15 protein-coding genes are annotated in these 12496 nt (G+C 66.1%); 9 read left to right on the top strand and 6 right to left on the bottom strand.

What is annotated here, in order from left to right; genetic code table 11:
* Positions 1-48 precede the first annotated feature (48 nt).
* Positions 49-342, bottom strand: coding sequence for a metal-sensitive transcriptional regulator (locus BLW44_RS16940; protein WP_042538258.1), 294 nt, complete (start codon positions 340-342; stop codon positions 49-51).
* A 294-nt stretch (positions 343-636) separates the two neighbouring features.
* On the opposite strand from BLW44_RS16940, the gene BLW44_RS16930 reads away from it, so the two are divergent.
* The 5 genes from BLW44_RS16930 (at position 637) to BLW44_RS16910 (ending at position 4297) form a co-directional block, all read left to right on the top strand.
* Positions 637-1002, top strand: a complete 366-nt coding sequence (locus tag BLW44_RS16930) for a thioredoxin family protein (RefSeq protein ID WP_042538256.1) — start codon at positions 637-639, stop codon at positions 1000-1002.
* Between the two features lie 160 nt (positions 1003-1162).
* Positions 1163-2572: an MBL fold metallo-hydrolase gene (locus BLW44_RS16925; RefSeq protein WP_042538252.1), complete on the top strand. Its 1410-nt coding sequence runs from the start codon at positions 1163-1165 to the stop codon at positions 2570-2572.
* 17 nt (positions 2573-2589) lie between these two features.
* Positions 2590-3360, top strand: a complete 771-nt coding sequence (locus BLW44_RS16920) for a sulfite exporter TauE/SafE family protein (protein WP_042538250.1) — start codon at positions 2590-2592, stop codon at positions 3358-3360.
* Between the two features lie 20 nt (positions 3361-3380).
* The gene (locus BLW44_RS16915; RefSeq protein WP_042538248.1) at positions 3381-3899 is read left to right on the top strand and encodes a DUF4395 domain-containing protein; all 519 of its coding nucleotides are present in this window, start codon (positions 3381-3383) and stop codon (positions 3897-3899) included.
* A gap of 32 nt (positions 3900-3931) precedes the next feature.
* On the top strand, positions 3932-4297 hold the full coding sequence (locus BLW44_RS16910; protein ID WP_042538246.1) for a rhodanese-like domain-containing protein: 366 nt from the start codon (positions 3932-3934) through the stop codon (positions 4295-4297).
* Between the two features lie 276 nt (positions 4298-4573).
* Here the strand turns inward: BLW44_RS16910 and BLW44_RS17835 are convergent, their stop codons facing one another.
* From BLW44_RS17835 to BLW44_RS16900, 3 genes are all read right to left on the bottom strand, one after another.
* Positions 4574-5119 carry a hypothetical protein gene (locus BLW44_RS17835; protein WP_136057006.1) on the bottom strand — a complete coding sequence of 182 codons (546 nt, stop codon included), beginning with the start codon at positions 5117-5119 and terminating at the stop codon, positions 4574-4576.
* 215 nt (positions 5120-5334) lie between these two features.
* The gene (locus tag BLW44_RS16905) at positions 5335-5916 is read right to left on the bottom strand and encodes a hypothetical protein (RefSeq protein WP_042538244.1); all 582 of its coding nucleotides are present in this window, start codon (positions 5914-5916) and stop codon (positions 5335-5337) included.
* A 273-nt stretch (positions 5917-6189) separates the two neighbouring features.
* The gene (locus BLW44_RS16900) at positions 6190-7707 is read right to left on the bottom strand and encodes a SulP family inorganic anion transporter (RefSeq protein ID WP_042538242.1); all 1518 of its coding nucleotides are present in this window, start codon (positions 7705-7707) and stop codon (positions 6190-6192) included.
* Between the two features lie 192 nt (positions 7708-7899).
* On the opposite strand from BLW44_RS16900, the gene BLW44_RS16895 reads away from it, so the two are divergent.
* The 3 genes from BLW44_RS16895 (at position 7900) to BLW44_RS16885 (ending at position 10147) form a co-directional block, all read left to right on the top strand.
* Positions 7900-8253, top strand: a complete 354-nt coding sequence (locus tag BLW44_RS16895) for a MerR family transcriptional regulator (protein WP_042538356.1) — start codon at positions 7900-7902, stop codon at positions 8251-8253.
* A 519-nt stretch (positions 8254-8772) separates the two neighbouring features.
* Entirely contained in the window at positions 8773-9168 is a 396-nt protein-coding gene (locus tag BLW44_RS16890) for an ArsR/SmtB family transcription factor (RefSeq protein WP_074731940.1), read from the top strand.
* Position 9169: 1 nt separating this feature from the next.
* Positions 9170-10147, top strand: coding sequence for an SRPBCC family protein (locus BLW44_RS16885; protein ID WP_060928039.1), 978 nt, complete (start codon positions 9170-9172; stop codon positions 10145-10147).
* Positions 10148-10246: 99 nt separating this feature from the next.
* Here the strand turns inward: BLW44_RS16885 and BLW44_RS16880 are convergent, their stop codons facing one another.
* The gene (locus BLW44_RS16880; protein ID WP_060928038.1) at positions 10247-10657 is read right to left on the bottom strand and encodes a DoxX family protein; all 411 of its coding nucleotides are present in this window, start codon (positions 10655-10657) and stop codon (positions 10247-10249) included.
* Between the two features lie 21 nt (positions 10658-10678).
* Positions 10679-11236, bottom strand: a complete 558-nt coding sequence (locus tag BLW44_RS16875; RefSeq protein WP_060928037.1) for a TetR/AcrR family transcriptional regulator — start codon at positions 11234-11236, stop codon at positions 10679-10681.
* Between the two features lie 38 nt (positions 11237-11274).
* Between BLW44_RS16875 and BLW44_RS16870 the strand changes: the two genes are divergently transcribed.
* Entirely contained in the window at positions 11275-12462 is a 1188-nt protein-coding gene (locus tag BLW44_RS16870; RefSeq protein WP_060928036.1) for an FAD-dependent monooxygenase, read from the top strand.
* Positions 12463-12496 lie beyond the last annotated feature (34 nt).

Here is a 12496-nt window from a genome sequence, read left to right as displayed (position 1 = left end):
TCCTCCCAGGTCACCAGGCGAGGGCCCCGAGGAGCGGGCCTGACCGGTTCAGGCCAGGGAGAGGAAGAGCTTCTCCAACTCGGCGGGGGAGGTGACGTCGTCGGCGTCCGGATCGGTGAGGCATTCCCGCAGCGCGGTCGAGATCACGAGGAATCCGGCCCGGTCGAGGGCCTTCGAGACGGCGGAGAGCTGCTGCACGACGTCGCGGCAGTGCGCGTCGTCCTCGACGGCCGTAATGACCGCCGCCAGCTGGCCCTGAGCTCGCTTGAGGCGGTTGACGACTTTGCGCTTGGCTTCGGGGTCGTGGACGAGCGGGTCGCCGGTGACGAGGGTGTCGGTCATGGGTGGTCCTTCCGTCGAGTTGACAACCACTATACCCCCTGGGGTATCGTATTCACATGAACTGATACTCCCCGGGGTATCGCCGAGCAAGGAGATCAGCGTATGTGCAGAGCAACGAAGTGCCACACCTGTGGAAAGACGACCTGGACCGGGTGCGGTCAGCACGTCGCATCCGTGCGGAAATCCGTGCCCGCATCCGACTGGTGCAATGGCAGCCATACCCGTGCCGAAGTCCAGGCCGCCCAGTCTCAGCGGGGTGGCTTCTTCGCCCGCCTGTTCGGACGGTGATCGGCGATGGCAACTGTTGAACTGACCACCGGGAACTTCGAACAGCTCACCCACGCCGAGGGCATCGCGCTGATCGACTTCTGGGCTGAGTGGTGTGGACCCTGCCGGGCCTTCGCCCCGGTATTCGATGCAGCATCCGACAGGCACCCCGACATCCTCTTCGGGAAGGTCGACACCGAGGCCGAGACCGCTCTGGCCTCCGCCCACCGCATCACCTCGATTCCGACCCTGATGGTCGTCCGCGACGGCGTCCTGGTCTACCGGCAGCCGGGAGCTCTTGCCGAACCGCAGCTCGAGCTGCTCATCGAGAAGGCCCGCGAACTGGACATGGACGACGTCCGCCGCCAGCTCGCCAACACCGCTACCCCCTGAAAGGACCTGGCACCATGTGCGCACGAATCACCTGCTCCTCCTGCGGCAAGCCCACCTGGGACGGCTGCGGCCAGCACATCGAACAAGCCCTCGCGGGCGTCCCCGTATCCCAGCGCTGCACTTGCACGCACTGACCCAGAAGAAAGCGACGGAGACCCTTATGCTCCTCGAACGCCTCTACGACGACGACCTCGCCCACGCCAGCTACATCATCGGCTGCCAGCGCACCGGTGAAGCGATCGTCGTCGACCCGCGCCGCGACATCCAGGTCTACCTCGACCTCGCCGCGAAGAACAGCATGACCATCACCGCGGTCACCGAGACCCACATCCACGCCGACTACCTCTCCGGCACCCGCGAGCTCGCAGCCCGTACCGGGGCGACGATGTATGTCTCCGGCGAGGGCGGCCCGGACTGGCAGTACGGTGTCGGGTTCCAAGACGCCACCCGGATAATGCACGGTCACCGCATCACGGTCGGCAACATCACGGTCGAGGCGGTCCACACTCCCGGGCACACCCCCGAGCACCTGTCCTTCCTCGTCATCGACGGCGCCACGACCTCCGAGCCGGGCTATGTCCTCACCGGTGACTTCGTGTTCGTCGGGGACGTCGGACGCCCGGACCTGCTGGACGAGGCCGCAGGCGGCATCGACACCCGCTTCGACGGCGCACGGGATCTATTCGCGAGCCTCCGCGACCACTTCCTCACCCTGCCCGACTACGTGCAGGTGCTCCCCGCGCACGGGTCGGGGTCCGCCTGCGGCAAGGCGCTCGGCGCCGTCCCAAGCTCGACAGTCGGATACGAGCGGCGTTTCGCCTGGTGGGCTCCCTACCTCGAGGCCGGCGATGAGCAGGGATTCATCGACACGCTGTTGAACGATCAGCCCGACGCACACGCCTACTTCGCACGAATGAAGCGGCAGAACCGCGTCGGACCGGCCGTGCTGGGCGAACTTCCTCCGCTCCTCGAGCGCAGCGTCTTCGATCTTGACGCCGACATCGACGCCGACCGGGTCATCATGGTCGACACCCGCCACCACTCCCTCGTGCACGAGGGCACTGTTCAGGGCGCGCTGAACGTGCCCGGAGTCGCGAAAGCAGCCAGCTACGGCGCCTGGGTCTACGACCCCGACACCGAGACGCGGCCGCTCGTCCTCATCATCGACTCGGGGGACGCCGCGGCCCGGTTCCGGGATCATCTGCTGCGGGTCGGCATCGATCAGGTCGACGGGTTCATCACCACACTCGATGGCCTCCCCACGGTGCAGCCCAAGACGATCGCCCCCACCGACCTGGACCAGGTCGACGCGGCGCTCCTCCTCGACGTGCGAAACCGTACCGAGTACAACGCCGGGCACATCCCCGGCGCCGCGCAGCTCTCCGGTGGTCGGGCCCTCTGGCACACCGACGAACTGCCCGCCGGCAAGATCCTCACCTACTGCCAGAGCGGCGTCCGCAACAGCGTCGCCGCCAGCGCCCTGCGCCGGGCCGGCCTCGACGTCATCGAGATCGAAGGCAGCTACAACGCCTGGCTCGCCGCGACGCCGTCTCGGCCGACGGCCGCCTGAGCGGCCGAGGAGCTCGAGTGGACACCTCCATCATCCTCGCGATGACTCTCGCGGCCCTTGTCGGTGTCGCACTCGGGCTCCTCGGCGGCGGGGGCTCCATCCTCACTTTCCCCATCTTCTCCCTCGTCCTGGGCATCGGAACGAGGGAGACGATCGTCTCCTCTCTCTTCGTCGTCGCTATCACCAGCGCCGTCTCCGCCGCCTTCCGTGTGCGCCGACGCGAGGTGCGCTGGAAAGTCGCCGGCGTCTTCGCGGCGACCGGCTTGATCGGGGGAATCGGTGGCGGGATGGTTGGTCAGCTGCTACCAGAAACCGTGCTCACCGTTCTGTTCGCGGCGATCATGATCGTCACAGCGATCGCCATGATGCGGCCGCGACGAGAACGCGCGGCGCGCCCTCCGACGCGGCCGGTCGTCCGTGGAATCCGAACGACAGGTACGGGACTCGGCGTGGGAGTCCTCACAGGGGCACTGGGAGCAGGCGGCGGGTTCCTCATCGTCCCCGCCCTCACCTTCCTCGGCCAGCCCATCGCCGCTGCAGTGGGGACATCGCTACTAGTCATCGCCGTGAACTCGTCCGCCGGCTTCCTCACCCAGATCACGACCGTGGCCATCCACTGGCCCATCGTCCTCACCTTCACCGCGCTCGCCGTCGCCGGATCCTTCATCGGTCTGGCACTGTCGCATCGCCTCCCGGCTGCCGGCATCCGCACCGGGTTCGGGGTTCTGGTGCTGGCCGTGGGGCTGACCATGCTCGCCACCCTCATCATTCAGACGCTCTCCGCCTGACCACCACCAGAAAGAAGCCCATGCCTCACGCGACCGACACCGCGCCCCGCACCGGGGAACACGTCGACGGATACGAGGTGCCCGTCCTCGACGAGCACGCCGTCCGCATCGCCGCCGGCATCCTCCTCGCCATAGGCATCACCGCCCTTACCATCACGCTCGCCTCCGACAGCATCAGGCCGCTGCAGATGTTCGGCATGTTCTTCCTCCTCGACATGACGACGCGCGTACTCATCAGCGACCGGCTGTCCCTCACTCTCGCCCTCGGCCGTGCTCTGACACGCCGCCGCCGTCGGCACTGGGTGGGCGCGCCGCAGAAGGTCTTCGCCTGGTGGCTCGCCCTCGGTCTCGCTGCTATCTCGTGCGTGACGATGAGCGCTGGAATGGTCCCGCTACCCGTGACTCTCGGGCTCTGCGGAGTCTGCTTCACAGTCCTGCTCCTAGAAGCCACCCTCGGGTGGTGCGCGGGATGTGCCCTGCACCAACGCTTCAGTAGGCAGCCCACCCGCCACTGCGCCAACGGCGCCTGCGACCGCTGACACTCTCGCTCCCTCACAACGAAAGGACGCACATGGGCCGCCTAACCCTCACCACCCTCGCCGTCATCACCGCACTCACGCTCACCTCCTGCGCCAGCACACCCACACCACAGGCTGACCTCGGCCCCGACGCGGTCATCATCGACGTGCGCACCCCCGCCGAGCGCGCCACCGGCCACCTCGACGGCGCCCTCCTGCTCGACGTCACGGGCGGCGACCTCCAAGCTGCGCTGCCGGACCTTGACCCCGAAGCCACCTACCTCGTCTACTGCCGTTCAGGTAACCGGGCAGGAGTCGCCATCGACCTGATGAAGCAGGCCGGCTTCACCGACCTCCTCAACCTCGGCTCCCTGGAAGACGCCGCCGCCACGACAGGCCTCCCCGTCGTGCAGCCCTGAGACGTACGTGCTCGCCCCCACGAGCACGTACCTGCGTGCACAGCACGCCACCGCATCGCTCGAGCACTGCCTCGCGATGCACAGTCGGGGCGGGGTCGCCAGATGCCCGCCCCGACTGTTCAAACCTGCTCGCCTTAGCCCACCGAAAACGATCGTTTACGGTGAGGTCAGGTGTCGTGCGCTTTCGAGGGTGCCACTAACGTTCGCCGGAAGCGCGTTTCGGCAGGCGCTTTCGGCAGCTCCCGTTGATCGCCGGCGGACGGAAAAAGTCGATGCCTACCCGTCGAACACCTCACCACTAGCAAATGCGGCATCCTCGGCTAAGAGTTCCACGAGGGGTGTTGGACACTTCGTGAGGATGTCTCGTTCTGCTGACGGCATTGGCTGCGAGCGAAAATCGGCCCTCACGTCGTAGCAGGTGTAAACCTCGCTTGGCCCGTTGTAGGCATAGCCATCATCGGTCGGGATGGCCGGTCGTGGTCCTGAGGCGATGAACACCGAGACGTGAGCGAAGGCATCCGTCGAAGAGATGTTGTAGAGGACGATGCCACCCTGCTCGATCTCGAACTCAGCCGCTGAGAGGGCGTCGCCATCCCACCGTGCGCCAGGAAGGGTGTCGAGGTAAGCCGTCGGACCATCAACTGGGGGACTGTAGAGACGCTGGGATAGAGGATCTTCGAAGGATGCGACTTGTCGCCAGAGCACACCATCTATTCCGCTGGGATAGCCATGGTATTCGACAGCGCATCCTGTGAATGTTGTCGTCGCCACGATTGCGCAGAGGAACATCGCGCCCGCTCTGCCCTTCCGCCTCATCTCCACGCTCTCACTCTCTCACTCCGAAGCTCGAGAAATGTCGGAGATGTGGTTCAACGGGATCCCCCGGAGAATAGCCGCGATCGCAGCCGAAATCGATCGTTTACGGCGCGATCCTGGCGTGTGCAACGGAAGGCCTGCCGAAAACGCGCGGCGTAACCACCAAGCGGCAGAGGTTTTCGGCTGAGCGTGCGGGTGACAGCGACGCTAGGAGCTCGCCACTAGTCAGCGTCGGGAGCTACGTTAACGTCCCAACCGCCTAACGAGTCAGGCAGCGAGCTCGTCCAGCGCAGCATGTCTTGCCAGGGAAGAGGGGTCGCATGTACGACGCTGGGCTTTCCCGCGCATAGGTCGTACCCCCATTGGAACGCTGCAATCGGCGTGATCACTCGCGGTTCGTAAACAGAGAACCGGACAAGATATGAATGGGCGCGCCATTGAAGGTCTGGCGCGTTGGGATTCGCGGGGGCGTCAAACAGCGTCGGCAGAAACCCAAGCGAACTGAAAGGACCCTGCTGGTTCAGGCTCGGCATATTGTCCAAGAACGCTGTCGAGGGCGATTCATCTGCGGGGGTCATCTCCACGAACTGAACCCAGGCGAACACAGCGTTGTAGCCGGAGCCGGCATGCTCAACGGTTGCCGTCATGATCGGGTAGCCGATGAGCCGTTCGTGTGGCACATCGTTCAGAAGGGCGTTCAGCCCAGTCTGCGAAATGTTCGTGCTCGTCACCGTGTCTACAGTGACGACGCCTGCAAACCCCTTCGACTCGAACGGGATGCGCAACACCTGACCCGTGCTCATCCTCTGAGCCTACGGTGGGTCTCATCTGACGAAGGGCATACTCCGTAGTTGTGGAGTGCCGAAAACGATCGTTTACGGCGTGATTTCGTATTCTGCTCTGCGAGGGGTGCCGCAAACGTGCACCGGAAGCCGGTTTCGGCAGACTATTTCGGCGCGCTGGAGGGCCGAGCCTCGCGCTCGATGCCGAGCTTGAGGGTCGAGGAGCGGCGGCGTCGGTGGATGACGAAGAAGGGGCGACCCGAGGCCGCCCCTTCTTCTTGCGTGAATCGTGACTCAGTGCCCGGCGCCGAGGTTTCCGGTGAGGCGGCCGTGGAACGCTGCTGCGGTGTCGTTCAGGCCTTGGATGGTGACGGTCTTCCCGTGGTTTTCGTACTTGGTGACGATGGCGTCGAGGGCGGCCACGGTGGAAGCGTCCCAGACGTGGGAGTGACTCATGTCGATGACTACCGTGTCGGGGTCGTCGCCGTACTCGAACTGGGTGGTGAGGTCGTTGCTGGAGGCGAAGAAGAGTTCTCCATCGACGGCGTAATGCGCTGTGTCGCCGTCGTCACTGAGGGTGCGGGTGACGCTGACGAAGTGTGCGACGCGTCGGGCGAACATGATCATCGCGGCCACGACTCCGAGGATGACGCCAACGGCGAGGTTGTGGGTCCAGACGGTGGCGATGACGGTGATGAGCATGACGGCGGTCTCGCTCTTCGGCATGCGCTTGAGCGTGCTCAGGCGGATGCTGTGCCAGTCGAAAGTCGCAATCGAGACGAGGATCATGACGGCGACGAGCGCTGCCATGGGAATGATCGCCACCACGTCGCCGAGCGCGAGCACGAGGACCAGCAGGAAGACGCCGGCGAGGAAGGTCGAGATCCGGGTGCGTGCGCCGGAGGCTTTGACGTTGATCATGGTCTGGCCGATCATCGCGCAGCCACCCATGCCGCCGAACGCGCCGGAGAGAACGTTCGCGGCGCCCTGTCCAAGTGCCTCGCGGGTCTTGCGGGAGTGGGTGTCGGTGATGTCGTCAACGAGCTTCGCGGTCATGAGCGACTCGAGCAGGCCGACCACGGCCATAGCCAGCGCGTAGGGAGCGATGATCTGCAGCGTCTCGAAGGTGAGCGGCACATTCGGAATGAACAGCGCCGGCAAGCTCTCGGGAAGTTCTCCCTGATCGCCCACGTTCGGCACGTTCCACGCGAAGACCACGACTGCCGCGGTGAGCAGCACGATCGCGACGAGTGGCGCCGGGATCACCTTCGTGATCCGCGGCATGAGATACATCACCAGCAGGCCGACCGCGACGAGCGGGTAGACCAGCCAGGGAACGCCGATGAGCTGCGGAAACTGCGAAGTGAAGATCAAGATCGCCAGAGCGTTCACGAACCCGACCATCACCGAGCGCGGGATGAACCGCATCAGCTTGGCGACCCCGAGCAACGCGAGGACGATCTGGATGAGTCCACCGAGCAGGACCGTGGCGATGAAGTAGTCCATGCCGTACTCACGAGCGACGGGCGCGATGACGAGCGCGATTGCTCCGGTGGCCGCGGTGATCATGGCAGGGCGTCCGCCGAGGAACGCGATCGCGACGGCCATGATGAAGGACGAGAACAGGCCGACTCGGGGGTCGACGCCCGCGATGATCGAGAACGCGATCGCCTCCGGGATCAGGGCAAGGGCGACGACGAGGCCCGCGAGGACTTCACGGGTCAAAAGGCGCGGGCTGCGCAGCGCCTGCATGACGGTGGGTTCGATGCGGTAACGCGACGCGGAGTCGCGGGTGGGGGTGACGGCAGTCATGTGCCCTCCGGGTGCTGGGCTCTCTCGTGAGAGCGCGGGAAACGAATGGGAGCGCAGCGGTGCGCAGGCGTCGGTCAGGCCGACACGGAAAGATAAGGGGAGCGGGCGCGAGAGCCGCGCCGATCTAGACTCTAACGTAACGTGAGTGTTGTGGGGAAATCAGTGGAAGACGAACACAGGACCGTCGAGACGATGCGGATCGGCGAAGTGGCCGAGCGCACGGCGCTCTCGTTCCGCTCGCTTCGACACTGGGACGACGTGGGGCTCGTGCAGCCGTCCGCGCGCACGGAGGGCGGGTTCCGGCTTTACACCGAGAAAGATGTCGATCGCATCCTCATCATCCGCAGAATGAAACCGTTGGGATACACCCTCGACGAGATGCGCGAACTCCTCGACGTCGTCGACGCCCTCACCGTCGACCCGAGCGACGTGGCGTTGCGCGCCCGGATCGATGACATCCGCGACGGCGCCGACCAGCGTCGCCAGAAACTCACGGAGCAGCTCGCCATGGCCGACGAGTTCGTGCAACTGCTCGGTCAGCTCTAAAGAGAGACGGATGCACCGCGTTGGAGGCCTCGGCCCATAGTCGATCGGTCTGCCGAAAACGATCGTTTGCGGCCGGGGATCCTCGGTGCTGGTGGGAAGCGCGACACGCCGTGCCTCGCTCCGCCGTAACCCCCTGCCGAAACCGTAGGGCACCGAAACAGGTGATGTGTGGGTTTCGGCGCAGGCTCTGTCAGCAAGAAAGCACCCGTAATCGAGGTCTAGAGGTTCACTCGTCAAACCGTCGTCGCTCATGGGCCAGTCTGAAGATCTGACTCGTCTGCGTGACCTCAGCTGGCTGCATTGCCATCCCGAGGGCGGAGCGTCAGGTTCGTCACGCGTTGTGGCTTGCCCGCAGGATCAGCGCCGCACACCGCTGTCAATCTCCCGACACTTGCTTTAGCCCGGACTAAGTCCGATCGAGCGGCGGGTAATCCGATGTAAAGCGGTTAGTCCGATCTAAAGACGTAACTCACAACCACCCCTTGACCTCCGCCTCGCTCGCGCGTAACGTACAACCAAATGGTTGCACAACGAGAACTGAGCGAAGCGGAGGTCGACCGTGTGTTCCACGCATTGGCGACGTCGACCCGGCGCGACATCCTGCGCCGGACGATCGAGCGGGAGCAGTCCGTCTCGACCCTCGCCTCCGAATACGAGATGTCGTTCGCTGCGGTGCAGAAGCACGTCGCCGTGCTCGAGGCCGCGAGCCTCATCGTCAAGCGCGCCGAGGGACGCGAGCGGCTCGTCCGCGCGAACCCCGAGATGATCGCCCGCGCCAGGGCGCTTCTCGCCCGATACGAAGAGCTGTGGCGGTCGCGCATCGCCCGACTCGACGACCTGCTGGCCGAGACGCCGACTCGTCGTACCGATACCCCCGACACCACCGATGATTCACGAACCGAAGAAGGAGACTGACATGCCCGTCACGGATGTCACCACCGATGCCGACAACCTCACCATGACGGTCGTCGCTGATTTCGCGGCGCCGATCGAGCGCGTCTGGGCCGCTTACAGCGATCCGCGTCAGCTCGAGCGGTTCTGGGGCCCTCCCGGATGGCCGGCGACCTTCACCGCCTGGGACCACACCGTCGGAGGCCGCGCGGTCTACACGATGAACGGACCTCGAGGTGAGCGGTCGTCGGGGTCGTGGGAGTTCCTCTCCATCGACGCACCGCACGCCTTCGAAGTGCTCGACTCATTCGTCGACGAGAACGGTGCGCCGCTCGAGGGCTTCCCCGCGCAGCGGATGTCGTTCGCCTTCGAGTCGACCGCCGGCGGCACCCGCATGGTCACCACCAGCCACTTCGACTCGGTCGAGGCGATCGAGCAGGTCGTGTCGATGGGCCAGATCGAGGGCCTGAAGCTCGCGATGAGCCAGCTCGATGCCGTGCTGCAGGACCTGCGCGACTACGCGCAGGGCAAGGGCACCAGGGTCGAACTGCTCGACGACACCCATGTGCGCATCACGCGTCTGGTCGAGGGACCGCGCGAACTGGTCTGGCGGGCGCACAACGACCCGGAGCTGATGAAGCAGTGGCTGCTCGGACCCGACGGCTGGGAGATGACGGAGTGCGTCGTCGCGACCGAGGTGGGGCAGACCTACCGCACCTCCTGGGCGCCAGTGGGCGAGACCGAGGGGCAGCCGTTCGGCTTCGAAGGGGAGGCGCTGCTGATCGACGCACCCCGCCGGTCGGTGCAGACCGAGCGGATGATCGGGATGCCGGTCGAGACGCTCAACGATCTGAACCTCTACGAGGAGGACGGGGCGACGCTCATCACCCTCCACATCGAGTATCCCGACAAGGAGACGCGCGACATGATCCTCGCCACCGGCATGGCCGACGGCATGGAGACCTCGTATGCACGCCTCGAGCGGGAACTGCTCGCGGTCTGACGTTCACAACTCAGCATGAGGAGGCGGTTCTCGCGAGAACCGCCTCCTCTTCTGCTGTCTTGCGCGCGTTCATGCTGAGTCGTGAACGAGCGCCCCCTGTCACGAGTCGGCAGCGCCCGGCTGGCGGCGCGGAGAACGCGTCGACCAGAGCGCCAGGGCGATGAGCACCGGCTGGAAGAACAGCCGGACGAAGCGCTTCATGTCCGTGTCGAGGCCGAAGGCGTCACGGTGCTCGACCCACTGCGCGATGTTGCCGGGGAAGACCGCGACGAAGAACAGGGCGGCGATGATGCCGACGAGTCCGCGGCGCTTGCGGGCGACCAGCAGCGCGGCGCCGAGGCCGATCTCGACGACGCCAGACGCGAGCACGGTGACATCCGGGTCGAGGGGGACGAAGTCCGGCACCTGTGCCTGGAACTCTTCGCGGGCGAATGTCAGGTGCGAGACGCCGGCGAAGACGAGGGCGGATCCGAGGAAGATCCGGCCGATGGTGCGGGGGACGGTCGACATGGTGCGAGTGTACGCGGCTACTCAGCGCAGCATCGAGGCGAGCAGCCGACCGGCCTCCTCCCGTGAGAGGCGGGCGAAGATCGGCAGTGCGATGACGTACCGGCCGAACACGAACCCGATGATGGCGGTGGCCATCCGTCGGGCGTGCGCGCGGCCGAGATCGTCGACCAGCGGTTCGTAGACCGAGGTCTCGATATAGTCGCCGATCGTGGACGCCTCCGCGGACGCCGACGCGAGCCGCCGGGCGAGGGCTGCAAGTCGGTCGCCGTGTTCGGGATGCTCCCATACCGCGAGGATGCCGTGCGCGAGCCGGTCGACATCGATGCGCCCCCGATCGTCGCGCGACAGCGCGATCACGTCGTGCGGCGCCGCGTGCAGCGCGATCGTGGCCGCCACCAAGGCTTCGCGGGAGCCGAAATGATAATTGACCAGTGTGTGGCTGACGCCGACCTCCGCAGCCAGCGCCCGCGATGAGAGCGCGGCGAGATCACCCTGTTCCGCATGCGTCTGCGCGGCGGCCAGGAGCCTCTGTCGCGCTGTCGAATCGCCGCGCGGACGCCCCGATCGTTTATTGACCACTGTCGTATCGTCGCACTCCACAGGCGGATGCTCTACCCATGGACAATCGAATCGACACCACCTGCGTCATCGTCGGCGGCGGCCCCGCCGGCCTCATGCTCGGTCTGCTGCTCGCCCGGCAGGGGCACGACGTCACGGTGGTCGAGAAGCACGCCGACTTCCTCCGCGACTTCCGCGGCGACACGATCCATCCGTCGACCCAGCAACTGCTCGCCGAGCTGGGGCTGCTCGACGAGTTCCTCGCCACGCCCCACTCCGACATGAGCAGGGTGACGCTCAGCTGGCACGGCGCGGAACTCACGCTCGCGGACTTCTCCCGCTTGCCCACCGCTCGCCGGGTGATGTCGTTCATGCCGCAGTGGGACTTCCTCGACCTGCTCGCGGCAGCCGCGGCGCGGTATCCGGGGTTCCATCTGCTCCGCTCGACGCGGATCGACGAGGTCGTTCGCGACCAGGATCGCCGGATCGCCGGAGTCACCGGATCCGGTCCCGAGGGTGTGGTCGAGATCCGAGCTGCGCTCGTGATCGATGCCTCGGGTCGCGACTCCGTGCTCGGCGCGTCTGCGGGGCTCATGCCCGTCGGTGTCGCCGCAGCCATGGACGTGCTCTGGTTCCGACTGCCGAAGGCCGCCTCCGAGACCTATCCCTTCGTGCAGGCCGGGGCGGGGATGATCATCACCATCGACCGCGGGGATTTCTTCCAGATCGCGCACGTCATCCCGGCCGGATCGTGGACGGGGTCCGATGACGACGTCGCCCGGATGAAGGAGCGCATCCGATCGATCTCCCCTCGGCTGGGAGAGGCCGCGACCGGACTGGAGGTCGACGACGTGCACCTCCTGCGCGTGCGGCTGGAGCGACTGCGCCGGTGGTACACGGACGGGATGCTCTGCATCGGCGACTCAGCTCATGCGATGTCGCCGGCGGGCGGCGTCGGGATCAACCTGGCCATTCAGGATGCAGTGGCGACCGCGCGGATCCTGGGCCCGATCCTCGGCAGGCGCGCGCCCCGCCCTCGTGATCTGCGGCGGGTGGAGCGGCGGCGCGCCTGGCCGGTGCGGGTGACACAGGCCGTGCAGCGCGGGCTGCAGGGGCCGCTGCTGTCGACGACCGAACCGGGGGCTCCGGTGCCGTTGCCGCTGCGGATGCTCCGCGACCATGCGGCGCTCGCCCGCGTGACCGGACGCTTCGTCGGCCTCGGCGTGCGGCCGGAGCGAGTGGAGTGACCCGGTCGCTCGAGGGTGCTTCCGGGCCAGATGG

Source organism: Microbacterium hydrocarbonoxydans (genome assembly GCF_900105205.1).
Lineage (GTDB): Bacteria > Actinomycetota > Actinomycetes > Actinomycetales > Microbacteriaceae > Microbacterium > Microbacterium hydrocarbonoxydans.
The sequence above is the reverse complement of the archived record's forward strand: the minus strand, read 5'-3'. Positions and strand labels throughout refer to the sequence as shown.

What these genes read in the sequence shown, in the direction of transcription:
- BLW44_RS16910 (WP_042538246.1), top strand. Translation starts at nt 3,932, where the DNA reads ATGGGCCGCCTAACCCTCACCACCCTCGCCGTCATCACCGCACTCACG.
- BLW44_RS16930 (WP_042538256.1), top strand. Translation starts at nt 637, where the DNA reads ATGGCAACTGTTGAACTGACCACCGGGAACTTCGAACAGCTCACCCAC.
- BLW44_RS16925 (WP_042538252.1), top strand. Translation starts at nt 1,163, where the DNA reads ATGCTCCTCGAACGCCTCTACGACGACGACCTCGCCCACGCCAGCTAC.
- BLW44_RS16915 (WP_042538248.1), top strand. Translation starts at nt 3,381, where the DNA reads ATGCCTCACGCGACCGACACCGCGCCCCGCACCGGGGAACACGTCGAC.
- BLW44_RS16890 (WP_074731940.1), top strand. Translation starts at nt 8,773, where the DNA reads ATGGTTGCACAACGAGAACTGAGCGAAGCGGAGGTCGACCGTGTGTTC.
- BLW44_RS16880 (WP_060928038.1), bottom strand. Translation starts at nt 10,657, where the DNA reads ATGTCGACCGTCCCCCGCACCATCGGCCGGATCTTCCTCGGATCCGCC.
- BLW44_RS16870 (WP_060928036.1), top strand. Translation starts at nt 11,275, where the DNA reads ATGGACAATCGAATCGACACCACCTGCGTCATCGTCGGCGGCGGCCCC.
- BLW44_RS16905 (WP_042538244.1), bottom strand. Translation starts at nt 5,916, where the DNA reads ATGAGCACGGGTCAGGTGTTGCGCATCCCGTTCGAGTCGAAGGGGTTT.
- BLW44_RS16885 (WP_060928039.1), top strand. Translation starts at nt 9,170, where the DNA reads ATGCCCGTCACGGATGTCACCACCGATGCCGACAACCTCACCATGACG.
- BLW44_RS16900 (WP_042538242.1), bottom strand. Translation starts at nt 7,707, where the DNA reads ATGACTGCCGTCACCCCCACCCGCGACTCCGCGTCGCGTTACCGCATC.
- BLW44_RS16895 (WP_042538356.1), top strand. Translation starts at nt 7,900, where the DNA reads ATGCGGATCGGCGAAGTGGCCGAGCGCACGGCGCTCTCGTTCCGCTCG.
- BLW44_RS16940 (WP_042538258.1), bottom strand. Translation starts at nt 342, where the DNA reads ATGACCGACACCCTCGTCACCGGCGACCCGCTCGTCCACGACCCCGAA.